Origin of the sequence: Dechloromonas sp. ZS-1 (assembly GCF_039649255.1) — a bacterium.
Classification (GTDB): domain Bacteria; phylum Pseudomonadota; class Gammaproteobacteria; order Burkholderiales; family Rhodocyclaceae; genus Azonexus.
In genome coordinates, this window is record NZ_JBDIYD010000001.1 from 540,258 (window position 1) to 556,143 (window position 15,886).

General features: G+C 63.2%; 16 protein-coding genes and 1 pseudogene. 15 read left to right on the forward strand and 2 right to left on the reverse strand.

Going from position 1 to position 15,886, the window contains the following annotated elements:
* Nucleotides 1–19: 19 nt before the first annotated feature.
* The 14 genes from AACO21_RS02725 (at nt 20) to AACO21_RS02790 (ending at nt 12,836) form a co-directional block, all read left to right on the forward strand.
* Nucleotides 20–871, forward strand: coding sequence for a lysophospholipid acyltransferase family protein (locus AACO21_RS02725; protein ID WP_346190944.1), 852 nt, complete (start codon nt 20–22; stop codon nt 869–871).
* Nucleotides 865–1,743 (forward strand): lysophospholipid acyltransferase family protein, encoded by an 879-nt coding sequence (locus AACO21_RS02730; protein WP_346190945.1) that lies wholly within the window; start codon nt 865–867, stop codon nt 1,741–1,743. The genes AACO21_RS02725 and AACO21_RS02730 overlap by 7 nt, the downstream gene beginning before the upstream one ends.
* The gene (locus tag AACO21_RS02735; RefSeq protein ID WP_346190946.1) at nt 1,740–2,246 is read left to right on the forward strand and encodes an N-acetyltransferase; all 507 of its coding nucleotides are present in this window, start codon (nt 1,740–1,742) and stop codon (nt 2,244–2,246) included. Before AACO21_RS02730 ends, AACO21_RS02735 begins: the two co-directional genes overlap by 4 nt.
* A gap of 60 nt (nt 2,247–2,306) precedes the next feature.
* On the forward strand, nt 2,307–3,137 hold the full coding sequence (dapF, locus tag AACO21_RS02740) for a diaminopimelate epimerase (RefSeq protein WP_346190947.1): 831 nt from the start codon (nt 2,307–2,309) through the stop codon (nt 3,135–3,137).
* Nucleotides 3,134–3,805, forward strand: a complete 672-nt coding sequence (locus AACO21_RS02745; protein ID WP_346190948.1) for a DUF484 family protein — start codon at nt 3,134–3,136, stop codon at nt 3,803–3,805. Before dapF ends, AACO21_RS02745 begins: the two co-directional genes overlap by 4 nt.
* Complete coding sequence (gene xerC / locus AACO21_RS02750; RefSeq protein ID WP_346190949.1) at nt 3,802–4,707, forward strand: tyrosine recombinase XerC; 906 nt, start codon at nt 3,802–3,804, stop codon at nt 4,705–4,707. The genes AACO21_RS02745 and xerC overlap by 4 nt, the downstream gene beginning before the upstream one ends.
* 176 nt (nt 4,708–4,883) lie before the next feature.
* On the forward strand, nt 4,884–5,036 hold the full coding sequence (locus tag AACO21_RS02755; protein WP_346190950.1) for a hypothetical protein: 153 nt from the start codon (nt 4,884–4,886) through the stop codon (nt 5,034–5,036).
* Nucleotides 5,037–5,105: 69 nt separating this feature from the next.
* The gene (locus AACO21_RS02760) at nt 5,106–6,299 is read left to right on the forward strand and encodes a class I SAM-dependent rRNA methyltransferase (protein WP_346190951.1); all 1,194 of its coding nucleotides are present in this window, start codon (nt 5,106–5,108) and stop codon (nt 6,297–6,299) included.
* A gap of 5 nt (nt 6,300–6,304) precedes the next feature.
* Nucleotides 6,305–6,607: a hypothetical protein gene (locus AACO21_RS02765; RefSeq protein ID WP_346190952.1), complete on the forward strand. Its 303-nt coding sequence runs from the start codon at nt 6,305–6,307 to the stop codon at nt 6,605–6,607.
* Nucleotides 6,608–6,677: 70 nt separating this feature from the next.
* On the forward strand, nt 6,678–8,768 hold the full coding sequence (locus AACO21_RS02770; RefSeq protein WP_346190953.1) for a TonB-dependent receptor: 2,091 nt from the start codon (nt 6,678–6,680) through the stop codon (nt 8,766–8,768).
* 119 nt (nt 8,769–8,887) lie between these two features.
* Nucleotides 8,888–9,970 (forward strand): STAS domain-containing protein, encoded by a 1,083-nt coding sequence (locus AACO21_RS02775; RefSeq protein ID WP_346190954.1) that lies wholly within the window; start codon nt 8,888–8,890, stop codon nt 9,968–9,970.
* Between the two features lie 8 nt (nt 9,971–9,978).
* Nucleotides 9,979–10,515, forward strand: coding sequence for an ATP-dependent protease subunit HslV (gene hslV / locus AACO21_RS02780; protein ID WP_346190955.1), 537 nt, complete (start codon nt 9,979–9,981; stop codon nt 10,513–10,515).
* A gap of 11 nt (nt 10,516–10,526) precedes the next feature.
* Nucleotides 10,527–11,858, forward strand: a complete 1,332-nt coding sequence (gene hslU / locus AACO21_RS02785; RefSeq protein WP_346190970.1) for an ATP-dependent protease ATPase subunit HslU — start codon at nt 10,527–10,529, stop codon at nt 11,856–11,858.
* 81 nt (nt 11,859–11,939) lie between these two features.
* Nucleotides 11,940–12,836: an AEC family transporter gene (locus AACO21_RS02790; protein WP_346190956.1), complete on the forward strand. Its 897-nt coding sequence runs from the start codon at nt 11,940–11,942 to the stop codon at nt 12,834–12,836.
* Between the two features lie 12 nt (nt 12,837–12,848).
* Here AACO21_RS02790 and AACO21_RS02795 read toward each other — a convergent pair whose 3' ends face one another.
* Both AACO21_RS02795 and AACO21_RS02800 read right to left on the reverse strand, forming a co-directional pair.
* Entirely contained in the window at nt 12,849–13,583 is a 735-nt protein-coding gene (locus AACO21_RS02795; protein ID WP_346190957.1) for a response regulator transcription factor, read from the reverse strand.
* Nucleotides 13,580–15,604 (reverse strand): PAS-domain containing protein, encoded by a 2,025-nt coding sequence (locus AACO21_RS02800; protein ID WP_346190958.1) that lies wholly within the window; start codon nt 15,602–15,604, stop codon nt 13,580–13,582. Before AACO21_RS02800 ends, AACO21_RS02795 begins: the two co-directional genes overlap by 4 nt.
* 204 nt (nt 15,605–15,808) lie before the next feature.
* On the opposite strand from AACO21_RS02800, the pseudogene AACO21_RS02805 reads away from it, so the two are divergent.
* Nucleotides 15,809–15,886: pseudogene (locus AACO21_RS02805) on the forward strand (electron transfer flavoprotein subunit beta/FixA family protein); the annotation flags it as partial.

Sequence of the window (15,886 nt, forward strand, 5' to 3'; positions counted from 1 at the left end):
TTTCAACCCCCGGGGCACCATGGTCTTTCTGTTTCGTCTTCTCAGTTATCTGCCTTTGTCGCTCCTCCACATGTTGGGCGGCGGTCTGGGGCGATTGGCCTACTGGCTGTCGCCGACCTATCGTCGCCACTTGCAGGAGAACATCGCGCAGGCCGGCTTGCCGGCAAGCTTGCAGGGTCCTGCCGCCGCGGCAGCGGGGCGGCAGATGCTCGAATTGTCCCGTATCTGGATGCGTACGCTGGATGAAGCCAATGCGCAGGTGGCCGAGGTGGTGGGCTGGGAGCATGTCGAGGCGGCGCGTGCCGCTGGTAAAGGGATTGTGTTCCTGACGCCGCATCTCGGCTGTTTCGAGATCACGGCGCAATATCTGTCGTCCTTTGGCGACATCACGGTCCTGTACCGCCCGCCCAAGTCGGCCGCTGCCCAGGAATTGATCCTGACAGGACGCAAGCGCGAAAAGCTGCATCTTGCACCGGCCGATTTGTCGGGGGTGCGGGCGCTGATCAAAGCCCTGAAGAAAGGCGAGATGGTCGGGATGTTGCCCGACCAGGCGCCGAAGACCGGGGAAGGGGTGTGGCTGAAGTTCTTCGGGCGCTATGCCTACACAATGACGCTGGCGGCACGGCTGACGGAAACCGGTGCCGTGTCTTTGCTGACCTGGGGAGAACGCTTGCCGGACGGGCGCGGTTATCGCATTCATTTCCTGCCGCCGCAGCAGCCTTTTTCCGGCTCGACGGTCGACCGTGCCCAACAGATCAATATCGAGGTTGAGGCCTTGATTCGTGCGTGCCCCGAGCAGTATCTCTGGGGCTATAACCGTTATAAACGACCGGGCGGTGCCGATGCGCCGCCGTCTGACACTGCATGCTGAAACTGTTTCCAACCTATGTTCTGGTGGGCTTCCTCTGGTGCCTCCATTGGCTGCCTTTGCCTGTCCTGCGCTTCTTGGGGGCTGGCTTGGGGCGTTTGCTCTATCGCCTGGGGCGGGAGCGGCGCCATGTCGCGTTGACCAATCTGCGCTTGTGTTTTCCGGATAAAACCGAGGCAGAGCGCGAACAGATTGCCCGTCGTCATTTCGTGGTGTTTGCGCAGGCCGTGCTGGACCGCACGCTGGGCTGGTGGGCTTCCCGCGAGCGTATCGAGCGCCTGATCCGGATTTCCGGTGTCGAGCACATGATGGTTCGCGATGGTCGTCCCGTCGTGCTGCTGACGCCGCATTTTGTCGGATTGGATGCGGGCGGTACCGCAGTATCGATGCACATCGTCGGCTGCAGCGTGTTCTCGTCGCAGAAAAATCCGGTGCTCAACAAGCTCCTCTACGATGGTCGCATGCGCTTCAACCCGGCTGTGCTGTTGTCGCGCCAGGATGGGATGCGCAAGATCGTCAAGGCAATGAAGGATGGGCATCAGTTTTACTACCTGCCGGACATGGATTTCGGGCCGAAGGAATCGATTTTCGCCCCCTTCTTTGGCGTGCAGGCGGCCACCATCCCGGCGCTGTCACGTCTGGTGCGTCTGACGAATGCACGGGTCGTGCCGGTGATTTGCCGGCAGGTGCCCGATGGCTATGAAATCGAGGTTCAGCCGCCCTGGGAGGATTTCCCCGGCGAGAGCGTCGAGGCCGATACCGCCTTCATGAACCGCTTCATCGAAACACAGGTACTGCGTATGCCGGAGCAGTATTTCTGGTTGCACAAACGCTTCAAGACCCGGCCACCCGGAGAACAGAGGTTTTACAAATGAGCAGCGCGTTGACTATTGAAATCCGCCCGATCACGCCGCCCGAGGTGCCGGCGATTTCGGCCCTGGCCCGTGAAATCTGGCTGGCTTCCTATCCCGGTATCATCACGCAGGAACAGATCGATTTCATGCTGGAGCAGCGTTACGGCCACGAGCGTCTTTACGACGACCTGGAAGACCTGCACAAATGGCTGGATCAGGCCTTCTACGAAGGTCGCCGCGTCGGCTTCGCCTTCAGCGAAATCCACAAGGGCGAGTTCAAGCTGGACAAGCTCTACATTCACCCCGATGTGCAACGTCAGGGCGTGGGCGGTCAGATGATCGAGCATGTGGCCGCACGGGCACGTCGCGAAGGCTATCCCTGCCTGGTGTTGGCGGTGAACAAGCGCAACGAAAAGGCGATTGCCTCCTACAAGAAATACGGTTTCGTCGTGCGTGAAACCGTGGTCGATGACATTGGCCGCGGCTATGTCATGGATGACTACGTGATGGAGAAAAAGCTTTAGTAATTTGAGGCAAGTCGCTGTCTCTGCTATGCTTTTTTCACTTTATCTGCGGAGCAGTACGTGAAGCTCAAATTTGCCAAGATGCACGGTCTGGGCAACGATTTTGTCGTCCTGGACGGCATTCGCCAGACCGTTTCCCTCACCCCGGAACAACTGCGCTACCTCGCCGATCGCAACTTTGGCGTGGGCTGCGACCAGATCCTGCTGGTTGAAAAAGCCAGCCAGGAGGGGGTCGATTTCCGTTACCGCATCTTCAATGCCGATGGCAGTGAAGTCGAGCAATGTGGCAACGGTGCCCGCTGCTTCGTGCGTTTTGTGCACGAGCAGGGGCTGACCGAGAAGCGCGAGATCCGCGTAGAGACCAAAAAGGGCCTGATCACGCCGCGTCTGGAGGCGAATGGCCTGGTGACGGTCGACATGGGCGAACCCCGTTTTTTGCCGGCGGACATTCCCTTCCTGCACGATGAGGATGTGATCATCCATTTGCTCGATGTGGCCGACGAAACCCTCGAGATCAGCGTGGTCTCGATGGGCAACCCGCATGCCGTGCAGGTGGTCGACAGCGTGGACACGGCACCGGTGGCCGAGCACGGGCCGTTGATCGAGCGCCATGCGCGCTTCCCGCAGCGCGTCAATGCCGGTTTCATGCAGATTGTGGATCAGCACGCAATCAAGCTGCGTGTCTTTGAACGCGGTTCGGGCGAAACCCTGGCCTGCGGGACCGGGGCCTGTGCCGCTGCCGTGGCCGGTATCCGGCGCGGCCTGCTTGCATCGCCGGTGCGCGTGACGACGCGTGGCGGCGACCTGACCATCGCCTGGGGCGGGCCGGGTCGCCCGGTCCTGATGACCGGCCCGGCCGTGACCGTATTTAGCGGAGAAATCGAACTATGAGCGCCCTGTTTCCCGAAGACGTTGCCGACTACCTGAAGGACAATCCTGCCTTCTTCGAGCAATATGCCGACCTGATGGCGCAGATTTTCGTGCCGCATCCGCATGGCGGGCGTGCTGTGTCGCTGGCCGAACGTCAGATGCTCACCCTGCGCGAGAAAAACCGGCAGTCGGAGAGCAAGCTGGCCGAGTTGATCGCGTTCGGCGAGGAAAACGACCAGATCTCCGAAAAGGTGCATCGGCTGGCGGTTGGCCTGGTGGCGGCGGAGACCTTTCAGGCCGTCATTCACCTGCTGAATTTCCACCTGCGCGATGACTTTGCCGTGCCGCATGTGGCGCTCCGTCTCTGGCACAAGCCGGACAATGTGCAGGATCTGCCGGAGTTCGCGGCGGTTTCAGAGGAACTGCAGGTCTTTGCCGAAACGCTGGGGCGTCCCTACTGCGGCTCGACGGCCGGCTTCGGCACGGCCTCCTGGTTCGGCGAGCACGCCTCGCATATTCGCTCCCAGGCCTTGATCGCGCTGCGTAACGGCGGCGGCACCATCGGCATGATCGCGCTGGGCAGTGAAGAATCGCAGCGTTTCTATGCCGACATGGGCACGCTCTACCTCGAGCGCCTGGGTGAAATGGTGTCGGCAGCCTTGGCGCGTGTGACCAAGAGCGTACTGTGACCCCGGCGGCAGCCATCGATGCCTGGCTGGCCGAACTGGCCACCCAGCGCCGCCTGGCTGCCCATACCCTGGCCGGTTACCGGCGAGATCTCGACAAATTGCGCCATGACCTGGTGGCGGCAGGCGACCTGCCGCTCGCCGACGTGCTCGGCCATCACGTTCGGCGCTTTGTCGCCCAGCACCATGGGCGCGGTCTTTCCGGGCGCTCTCTGGGGCGCCTGCTCTCCGCCTGGCGGGGTTTCTTCACCTGGCTGGGCGAGCGTGGCCTGATCCGGGCCAATCCCTGCGATGGCATTCGTCCGCCGAAATCCCCCAAGCGCCTGCCCAAAGCCGTTTCAGTGGATGCGGCTGCGCAGCTGCTCGATGCGCCGGTTGATCCGGATGATATCGAAGCGCTCCGTGATGCGGCGATGTTCGAACTGTTTTACTCCTCGGGCTTGCGTCTGGCCGAACTGGTGGCGCTCGATGCCGCCGCCTTGCCGGGCATCCTGAGCGACGGCGAAGTCCGCGTTCTGGGCAAGCGCAGCAAACTCCGCCTGGTGCCCGTCGGTAGTCGGGCCTGTGCGGCCCTGGCCGCCTGGGGCGAACAACGGGGGCGGCTGGCCTCGCCGGATGAACCCGCGCTGTTCGTTGGCGTGCGTGGTCGGCGCATCAGCCCGCGCGTGATTGAAATGCGATTGGCGCAGCGGGCTGCCGCGCTTGGTTTGCCGACCCATGTGCATCCGCACATGCTGCGCCACTCCTTTGCGTCGCATGTGCTGCAGTCCTCCGGCGACCTGCGTGCGGTGCAAGAGATGCTCGGCCATGCCAGCATCGCCTCGACGCAGGTGTACACCCACCTCGATTTCCAACACCTCGCCCGGGTGTACGATCAGGCCCATCCGCGGGCGCGCCGGAAATAGGCAGGGGTGGCGCCATCGAGCGCTTGGTCGCGCAATCTCGCAGACCGGGGAAAAGTGCTGCCGGCCGACGGTCGACTGCAAGAAAACCCGCAAAATCAAGCGCCAATTGACCTTTCTGCGTGGACCCTCTAAGATTAGCGGTTTCGAAAAAACTAGCCGGAATTCCAGGAGTTATCATGGCCATCAACCGTAACCGTCGTTCCTCCCTCGAGCGTCGCTGTGTTTCCAAGTCGTCCAAGCGCCTGTTCAAGGGCGACGGCAAGACCATGTTCAAGGTCATCTACGCTGCCGAATGCCACGCCCGTAACCGTAAGGGTCTGGGTCAGTAATTCGCCGAGTTTCATCCGGCCCCGGTTGTCGCAAGGCAGCCGGGGCTTCTTGCATTTGAGGGGCAGAAAATGGCGCAGTTGATTCTCATGCCGGGCAAGGAGCGGGCCGCCTTCAAGCACCGCCATCCCTGGCTTTTTGCCGGTTCCGTCGGTCGTCTGGAAGGGCGTGCCCGGCCGGGTGATACGGTCGAGGTGCTGGCCGACAATCTGCGTCCGCTGGGCCGTGCGGCCTACAGCCCGCAGTCCCAGATCCGCGCCCGTTTCTGGACCTTCGATCCGGATGAGTCGATCGACGACGCCTTCTTCAAGCGTCGCATCGCCCAGGCTGTGGCGCGCCGTCAGGCCCTGCCGGAACTCAAGGGCCAGCAAGGTCTGCGCCTGATTCACGCCGAATCGGATGGCTTGCCGGGCATCGTGGCTGATCAGTACGGTGACACCGTGGTCGTGCAGCTGACCTCGGCCGGTGCCGACAAGTGGCGCAAGGCCATCGTGAATGGCCTGGTGCTGGCTACCGGCTGCGCCCGCATTTACGAGCGTTCCGATTCGGAAGTGCGCGCCCTGGAAGGCCTGGAACCGACCGTCGGCTGGCTCCATGGCGAGCCGTCCGATGAGGGCCTGGCCATCGATGAAAACGGCGTCAAGCTGGCGGTCGACGTGGTGGGCGGGCATAAAACCGGCTTTTACCTCGACCAGCGCGATAACCGCGCCTGGCTGCGCAGCGTGGCGGCAGACAAGGACATCCTGAACTGTTTCTGCTACACCGGCGGCTTTTCGCTGCAGGCCTTGGCGGGCGGTGCCCGTTCGGTGCTTTCCATCGACTCGTCCGGCCCGGCGCTGGCGCAGGCACGCGCCAATCTGGCCTTGAACCCGCAGCTGCCGGCCGAGCGCGCCGAGTGGCTGGAAGCCGATGTTTTTGCTGCGCTGCGTGAATTCCGCCGCGACGGCCGCACCTTCGACCTGATCGTGCTCGATCCGCCGAAGTTCGCGCCGTCCGCGGCCCATGCCGACCGGGCCGCCCGTGCCTACAAGGACATCAACATCCTCGGCTTCAAGCTGCTGCGTCCGGGCGGGCTGCTCATGACCTATTCCTGCTCCGGCGGGATCGGCCTCGAGCTGTTTCAGAAAATCGTTGCCGGCGCCGCCCATGACGCCGGGCGTGAGGCCCGCATCGTGCGACGTCTCTCCGGGACGGCCGATCATCCGGTTGCGCTGAACTTTCCGGAAGGCGAATACCTCAAAGGACTCCTCGTCCAGGTCGATTAAGCCCCATGTCTGTCCGCCCGTCCGTTTTCCGTCATGCGCTCTTCGCGCTGCTGCTGGCGATTGCCCAGCTGCTGCTCGTGGCGCATGCGGTCGACCACGCGGCGGATGGTGAAGAGGGCCTGCAGGCTTCCGCGCATTGCGAGCGTTGCCTGCTTGGACAAAATCTCGGCCACGCGCTGCCGACCATCCCGCTGCTGCCGGTTGTCCCGGTCTTGGGCGAGGTATGTCCCAGCGTGGCCTTGCCGGTTTCCTGTCCGGCTGCCGTGCCCACGGCGCGCCAGGGCGCACCGCCTGCTGTTCTCCACTGACCCGTTGTCTTTCTGATTGTTGCGCACCGGCCTCCCGGGCCGCGTGCGCCCTCATGTCTTTGGAGAAATCATGTTTGCTCACAAGCGGACCGCGCTCGCGGTCGCCCTCTGTTTTGTTGCACCTGCCGGCGCATTCGCTCAGGCCAATGCGGCTAATTCCAACGCACCGACCGAGCTGTCCACGGTCGTCGTGACCGGTAATCCTCTCGGCAGCGCCCTGTTCGATCTGGTCTCGCCGGTGTCCGTGCTGGAAGGCCGTGACCTCAATTTGCGTCGGGAGTCGACGCTGGGTGAAACGGTCAGCCAGCTGCCGGGTGTCAGCAGCAGCTACTTCGGCCCGAATGCCAGCCGGCCGATGATCCGCGGCCTGGATGGCGACCGCATTCGCATCCTCCAGAATGGCACCGGCATGCAGGACGTTTCATCACTGAGCCCCGATCATGCGACGGCGGTCGATCCGCTGACCATCGAGCGCGTGGAAGTCGTGCGCGGTCCGGCGGCCTTGCTGTATGGCGGCAATGCCGTGGGGGGCGTGGTGAATGTGCTCGATGGGCGCATTCCGACGGCGCCGGTGCAGGGCGTGAGCGGGCGTGCGGAAGTGCGGGGCGGCAGTGTCGATAACGAGCGCAGCGGTGCTGCATTGCTCGAAGCCGGTAACGGGCAGTTCGCCCTGCACGTCGATACCGCATCGCGCAAGACCGGCGATCTCTCGATTCCCGACTATGCGCGTTCGGCGCGCAAGCGTGCGGCCGATCCACAGGCCGAGGAAGCCCGCGGCAGCTTGCGCAACAGCAATGGCCGGGCTGACAGCGGCACGGTGGGCGCCAGCCTGACCTTCGACGATGGCTATCTGGGGGCTGCTTTCAGCCGCTACACCAGCAACTACGGGACGGTGGCCGAGCCCAACGTGCGCATCGGCATGGAAAATACCCGTTACGACCTGGCCGGCGAAAAACGCAATTTGAGCGGCTTCATCGACAGCATCAAGTTCAAGTCCAGTTATACCGACTATGCGCATGACGAGTTGGACAACGGGACGCCTGCCACGCGCTTCAGGACCAAGGGGCGGGAAACCCGCGTCGAGGCGACGCATCGTCCGGTGGCTGGATTGCGCGGTGCCTTCGGCGTGCAGTTCGGGAATCTCGATTTTTCGGCCGCCGGCGACGAAGCCTTCCTGCCGACGGTCGACGCCCGCAGCAAGGCTGTTTTCCTGTTCGAAGAGGCCTCGCTCGGAAATGCCAAGCTGACCGTCGGTGGTCGGGTTGAGCAGACCCGTTATCAGTCGTCCGGCGGCGGCACCGACGATGCCTCGACCGGCCAGCCGCGCTTTGGCTCGGCCAATGCGCACAGCTTTACCGGCAAGAGCGGCGCCATCGGTCTGGTTCAGCCGCTGGCCAGCGGTTTCTCCGTGGCGGCGAATCTCTCCCATACCGAGCGCGCCCCGACCTACGCCGAGTTGTACGCCAACGGCGTGCATGCGGCGACCAACCTGTACGAAGTGGGCAATGCCCAGCTGGAACTGGAAAAATCGAAGAGCCTGGATGCGCAGCTGCGCTGGCGGCAGGGGCGCCACTCGGCCAGCCTGGGTGGCTACCTGACCCGCTTTGACAACTACATTGGCTTGTCTTCGACCGGCAGCGAGCGTTGTGCCGATGGTGCCGCCGGTGCCGGCGCGGGCTCCTGCGGAGGGGAGGATCCGGTGGCGGAACATCGCTTCACGGCCGTCAAGGCTGAGTTCAAGGGGATGGAGGCGGAAGGCAAATTCCGCCTGTTCGATCGGGCCGATTCTCTCGACCTGCGTCTGCGTGCCGATTACGTCCGCGCGACCAACCGCGAGACGGGCGCAGCACTGCCGCGCATTTCGCCGCTGCGTCTCGGCGTGGGGGCGGACTATCGTCTGGCTGCGTTCGGGGCGCGGGTCGATGTGATCCATGCCTTTGCCCAAAATCGCGTTGCCAGCGGCGAGTTGCCGACGGATGCCTATACCCTCGTCAATCTGGCTCTGACCTATCAGGTGCCCTGGCAGGGGGCGACGGTGGAAACCTTCCTGCAGGCGCAAAACCTGCTCGACCGGGAAGCCCGTGTGCACACCTCCTACCTGAAGGATGTGGCCCCCTTGCCGGGGCGCGGGATTCAGCTCGGACTGCGCGCCAGCTTCTGAATATGACGGGCGCAGCACTTCGGGTGGCGCCCGCAAGCCGCATGGCACTTGAGTTTCGAACGTGCATTGCATGTGGGGGAAGGGCGTGCTAAAACGCTCTCTCTCGATACGGAGCAGGCATGAATTTTTCGATCCTCAAGCAGTCTCGTCCGGCGCAAACGGCGTCCAGCCCGCTGGCGGTCGACCCGGCAGAAGAGATCGAATTCACGGATTCCCAGGTCATGGCCATCGACGTCGGCGATGGCAGCGATCCGCTGCAGTCCGATGTCGAGCAGGCGGTCGTGCTCTTTGCCAACGGGCACGACCAGGCCGCCCGTCAGTTGCTTGAACACTTTGTCGATGCCTATCCTGAACCAGACGGCATCCGGTTCTGGTACCTGCTTTTCGATCTGCTGCAATTGCAGCAGGCACGCGACGCCTTTGACCAACTGGGGCTGCGCTTTGCCGAGCGTTTCGAATTGTCGCCCCCCAGCTGGTCGACCGTCGCCCCGCCGCCCAAAGCCCCAGCCGCCAATCAGCGCAGTGTTTTGTTGCAGGGCCTGCTGACCTCGGATCAGCCGCAGGCCATGGACACCTTGGCGCTGGCGCTGGCCGGACCCGTGCCGGTACTCATTGACTGCGGCCGTGTCATCGGATGTGACGATGAGATGGCCGGCCTCTGGGCAGCCTTGCTGCGCGCCGCCCGTCGTCAGGGCAAAGCGCCCCGTCTGTCCGGTATCGAGGGTTTTCTGGAGCGGTTGGACAAGCGCCTGGTGACCGGCACGCCCGCCAATGAACCGGCCTGGTGCCTGCTGCTGGAGCTCCTGCAATACCGGGGTGTCGAGGCCGCATTCGACGCCCGTGCGCTGGACTACGCTGTCACCTTCGAAAAATCACCGCCTTCCTGGGAAACCCCGCCGGTGCCGGTCGCCGTGGCGGCTGCCGCGCACCCGCCGGCGCATTTTGAATTGAGCGGTGAGATCCGCAATGCCCGTTTTGCCGATCTGGCAGCCTATCTTGCCGAGGCCCGCACGCCGCTGATTGATTGCGCCGGCCTGCGTCGGCTCGATTTCTTTTCGGCGGGGCAACTCGTCAATTGTGTCGCGCCGCTGCATGCGGCCGGCAAGGAAGTGCTCTTCCGCAGCCCGAATCATCTTGTTGCCGAGCTGATGGCCGTGGTTGGCCTGAACAAGCTGGCACGTATCATCGTTCCCAAATCCTGAGGTTTTAAATGGAGCAATATCACGGCACGACCATCCTGTCCGTGCGCCGTGGCAATTCGGTTGCCATGGGCGGCGATGGCCAGGTCACGTTGGGCAATATCGTCATCAAGGGTACGGCCAAGAAGGTCCGTCGCCTCTATCAGGGCAAGATTCTGGCGGGCTTTGCCGGCGGCACGGCCGACGCCTTCACGCTGTTCGAGCGCTTTGAAGCCAAGCTGGAAAAGCATCAGGGTAATCTGGTGCGTTCCGCTGTCGAACTCGCCAAGGAATGGCGCACGGACCGTGCGCTGCGTCGCCTGGAAGCCATGCTGTCGGTGGCGGATCGGGAATCTTCGCTGGTCATCACCGGTAACGGCGATGTGCTGGAGCCGGAGCACGGCATCGTCGCCATCGGTTCGGGCGGCGCTTATGCGCAGAGCGCCGCACGGGCGCTGCTGGAAAATACCGAACTGAGCCCGCTTGAGATCGTCACCAAGTCGCTGGAGATCGCCGGCGATCTTTGCATCTACACCAATCGCAATTTCACCCTGGAGACGCTGGCATGAGTGGCGCCACGATGACCCCGAAGGAGATCGTCTCCGAACTCGACAAGCACATCGTCGGCCAGAATGCGGCCAAGAAAGCGGTGGCGATTGCCCTGCGCAACCGCTGGCGGCGCGCGCAGGTGGCCGATCCGCTGCGTCAGGAAATCACGCCGAAGAACATCCTGATGATCGGTCCGACCGGCGTCGGCAAGACCGAAATCGCCCGTCGCCTGGCCCGTCTGGCCAATGCCCCTTTCATCAAGGTCGAGGCGACCAAGTTCACGGAAGTCGGCTATGTTGGCCGCGACGTCGAAACCATCATCCGCGATCTCGTCGAGATGGCGATCAAGACCCAGCGCGAGCGGGCCATCAAGGCCAATCGGGCGCGGGCCGAAGATGCGGCCGAGGAGCGCATTCTCGACGTGCTGCTGCCGCCGGCGCGCAGCCCGGGCTTTTTTGCCGAAAATGCGGCGTCGACCGGCGAAGAGAACGCCACGCGTCAGAAATTCCGCAAAAAGCTGCGCGAAGGCGAACTCGACGACAAGGAAATCGATATCGAACTCGCCGCGCCGAGCATGCAGGCTGAAATCTTCGCCCCGCCGGGCATGGAGGAGCTGACCCAGCAGATTCAGGGGATGTTCCAGAACATGGGCGGCGGCAAGAAAAAGGCGCGCAAGCTCAAGATCAAGGAAGCCTTGAAGCTGCTGACGGATGAAGAGGCCGCCAAGCTGGTCAATGATGAGGAACTCAAGCTTGATGCCGTGAAATCGGTCGAGCAAAACGGCATCGTCTTCATTGACGAAATCGACAAGGTCGCCAGCCGTTCGGACATGCAGGGGGCGGATGTTTCCCGTCAGGGCGTGCAGCGTGACCTGTTGCCGCTGGTTGAAGGCACGACGGTCTCCACCAAGTACGGCATGATCAAGACCGACCACATCCTGTTCATCGCCTCCGGCGCCTTTCATCTCTCGAAGCCGTCTGATCTGATTCCGGAACTGCAGGGCCGTTTTCCGATCCGGGTCGAGCTGGATTCGCTGTCGGTCGCCGATTTCGAATGCATCCTGACCCAGACCGATGCCTGCCTGACCAAGCAGTACCAGGCGCTGCTGGCGACCGAGGACGTCGCGCTCGACTTCGCAGAGGATGGCATTCGCCGCATGGCAGAAATCGCCTTCCAGGTGAACGAGAAAACCGAGAACATCGGTGCTCGTCGTCTGCATACCGTGATGGAAAAACTCCTCGAGGAGGTGTCCTTCGAGGCGGGCCGCATCGGTCTCGAGCGGCTGACGGTCGACGCTGCCTACGTCAATGAAAAGCTGGGCGAAGTGGCGGCCGACGAGGATCTCTCGCGCTACGTGCTGTAAGCCTGCTGAACCGGGGGCGGACCTTCCGCCCCGCTTTTTGCGCCCCGTCTGCGTGCGGGGCCTGTGCCTGCTGGAGGGCCTGTGGACGAGAGCAGTCTGAGTTATCGCCTGCTGGCGATCCTGTTTCCGATTTTCGGCATCGTGGCTGCCGGTTATTTTTACGGCCGCAAGCACAAGCCGGAAATGGCCGTGGCCAATCGGCTGAACATGGATGTTTTTGTGCCGGCGCTGGTTTTTGCCGCAATGGCTGGCAAATCCTTCGATCTGGTCGCCTATACGCCGCTCGCCCTCGGTGGCTTTCTCGTGCTGGCGACCTGCGGTCTGCTGGCCTGGCCGCTGGCCCGTCTGTGCGGCGTGCAGCCCAAGACGCTGGTGCCGCCGATGCTCTTCAACAACTCGGGCAACATCGGCCTGCCGCTGGCCGTGCTGGCCTGGGGTGAGCAGGCGCTGCCGGCGGCGGTGATCCTGTTCATGGTCGAAAACACGCTGCATTTCTCATTCGGCGCACGGCTCCTGGACCCCTCGACCCGTTTGCTCACCCTGTGGCGCATCCCCGTGGTTTTTGCCGCCATCGCAGGGTTGACCGTCGCCCTGGTCAAACTCCCGATCTGGGGGCCGGCGCTGATTGCCATCAAAATGCTGGGCGATGTGTCCGTTCCCTTGCTGCTGTTTTCACTCGGCGTGCGCATGACCGACGTGAGTTTTGGCGAATGGAAGCTGGCCGTCGGCAGCGCAGTGCTGCGTCCAGTGGCGGGGATGGGCATTGCCTGGGTGGTCATCCAGTTGCTGGGGCTGGAAGGGCGGGACGCAGCGATGCTGTTCGTCTTTGGGGCCTTCCCGCCGGCCGTGCTCAATTTTCTGTTTGCCGAACGCTACCGCCAGGAACCTCAGCGGGTGGCTTCCATCGTCCTGATCGGCAATCTGGCGGCCTTGGTCTTTCTGCCGCTGGCCTTGGGCCTGGTGCTCACCCGGCCCTGAGCCGGGGGCGGCTCAGGCCGACTCGTTGCCCTGCCACTCGACCGCGGCCAGAAAGAGGTAGCCGGCGCCATACACAGTCTTGATGAAGGCCGGGCTTTGCGGGTCCGGTTCCAGTTTGCGGCGCAGGCGGGAGACGCGGACGTCGATGGCGCGGTCGGTGGGCGCAAGGTCGCGCGTGCCCATCAGCTGTTCGCGTTGCAGGATGCGGTTCGGGTTGGTGACGAAAACCTTGAGCAACTCAGCCTCCGACGTGCTGAGCAGATGTTCTTCGCCGCCCGGCGTGACCAGCGTGTTGTTGCCGAGATTGAAGCGCCAGCCGCCGAATTGGGCGACATCGCGCACGCCCTGACTCAGGGCTGATTCGCGCCGGCGCAGGATGCTGCGCACGCGGGCCACGAGTTCTCGTGGTTCAAAGGGTTTGAGGATGTAGTCGTCGGCCCCCAGTTCGAGCCCCATGACCCGGTCGCTGACATGGGCACGCCCGGTCAGGATGACAATGCCGCAGGCAGACTGGCCGCGCACGCGCTGCATGACATCGAGGCCATCCATGTCGGGCAGGCCGAGGTCGATGATGCAGAGATCCGGTTGCAAGCTGCGCAGACGGCGCAGCAGATCGCCCGCGCTGCGACACCAGACGGTCCGGAAGCCAAAGTCGGAGAAAATCTGTTCGATGATGCGGGCGATATCGGGGTCGTCCTCGACGATGGCAATCAGTTTCTGGCTGTCGGGGTCGGCAGTCTTTTTCATGAAGCTTCCTGAAGCGTGTTTTGCAGGGCGCGGGCCAGATCCTGGCGCACGAAAGGCTTGGCGAGGACGGGTAGGTCGCCCTTGGGTTCGGCATCATCGTCGGCATAGCCGCTCATCAGGACGATGCGCATGTGCGGGTAGCGCGTGCGGGCGGCGCCGGCCAGCTGGCGGCCATTGATGCCGCCCGGCATCAGGATGTCGCTGACCAGAATGGCGATGTCGGGGATGTGTTCGATCATCTCCAGGCCCTGCGAGCCATTCTCCGCTTCGATAACCGGGTAGCCGAGATCGACCAGTTGCTGCCGGACGACGCGCCGGACATTCGGATCATCCTCGACCAGCAGCACCAGTTCGCCGGCAGCGAGCGCGGGCACCTCGTCGAGTGGCAGGGCTTCATCCTCTTCGGGATGGGTCAGCGGCAGCACCATCTGGACCGTGGTGCCCTGGCCGGGCTGGCTCTGGATCATGATGCCGCCGCCGGATTGCCGGGCAAAGCCGTAGGCCATGGAGAGGCCCAGTCCGGTGCCCAGGCCCAGTCGCTTGGTCGTGAAGAAGGGTTCGCTGGCGCGGGCCAGGGTGGCGGCATCCATGCCGCAGCCGTTGTCAGCAACTTCGATCATGGCGTAGGCGCCGGGGGCGACTTCAAAGGGCGCGGCATCGCTGGTCAGTTCGACGGCGCGCGCCGTGATGTGCAGGAAGCCGCCTTCGGTCATCGCATCCCGGGCGTTGAGCGCGAAATTGAGGATGGCGCTTTCAAGCTGTCCGGGGTCGGCCAAGGCATGCACATGCCCGGGCAGGTCGGTGCTGACCTGGATGTTTTCGGGCAGCGAGCGGCGCAGGAGCTTGGTCAGCCCGCTGACCAGACGGCTCAGGTCGACGGCTTCCGGTGCCAGCGGCTGCTGGCGTGAGAACGTGAGCAGGCGCTTGATCAGCTGGACACCCCGGCGGGCCGACTGCAGGGCGGGTTCGATGAATTCGTTGAGGCCGGGGTCCGTGCCGCGATGATCCTGCAAGGCGGCCAGGTTGCCGATGATGACCGTGAGCAGATTATTGAAGTCGTGGGCCAGACCGCCGGTCAACTGCCCGACGGCCTCCATTTTCTGCGCCTGAACCAGGGCCGACTGCATGCGTCGCTGTTCGGTGGTTTCAATGGCGAAGACGAAGAAGCCCAGGGTTTCGCCTTCCGGGGAGTTTTCCGGAACCAGCGTGCTGCGCGCGAAGACGGTCCGTCCGTCGCGCTCCATCTGGTATTCATAGCTGACTTGCTGGCCGGAAAGCGCCTTGCGGATCGAGTCGCGGACCTGGCTATAGACATGCTGCCCGATCACGTCGATGACCCGACGCCCGATGACGCCTTCGTGCCGTGAGAACCAGTCGGCATAGCCCTTGTTGGCGTACTGGTAGACCTCGTTCTTGTCCACGTAGCCGATCAGGATGGGGATGGTGTCGTTGATCAGGTGCAGACGCGCTTCGTTGCGCCGCAAGGCGGCGGCAATGCGGGCGTTTTCCTCGCTGGCGCGGCGCAGGTTGGCGTTAGCGTTTTCCAGCTGGGCCGTGCGTCGCCGCACGCGCTCTTCGAGCTGGATGTTCTGATGCTCGGTCAGTTGTTCAATGTAACGCTGTTCGGTGATGTCGCTGTAGAGCGTCACGAAGCCCTTGTGCAGCAAGGGTTCGCCGCGCAGCAGCAGGACGCGCCCGTTCGGACGCTGTCGCTCGGTGACATGGGCCGTGAAATGCCGGGCCGCCTGGACGCGCTCACGAATCTGCTCTTCGGCATCGCCTGGGCCGTATTCACCGCGTCCGGCGTTGTAGCGGATGAAGCTCTCGAAGGGGGCGCCGACATAGGCCAACTGCTCGGGAAAATCGAGCAGCGTCAGGAAGGGGCGGTTCCAGGCGACCAGACGCAGATCGCCGTCGAACACCGTGATGCCCTGGTCCAGCAGATCGAGACCGGCCTGCAGCATCTCATGGCGCTGGGCGAGTTCGGCAAGGGGAGCGTCGATGATCGGGGAGAGGTCCATGGCGGCGATTTTAGTGCAGTCGAATCAATGCCTTCGAGTGTGTAACGATTCGTTACATTCGATGCATAGTTATGCAAGGGTGTTCTGCGATGCTTCGTCACACAAAAAAAGACCATCGAAAAGAGAACAGCACGTGGTCCGGGCCCTGCCGCGCTTAGCGCCGGTGGGGCCTGTTTTCAAATTTCAGCAGCAGGAGACGGAGTAATGAAGATTCTCGTTCCCGTGAAACGGGTAGTGGATTACAACGTAAAGGTTCGCGTGAAGGCGGACGGGACGGGCGTC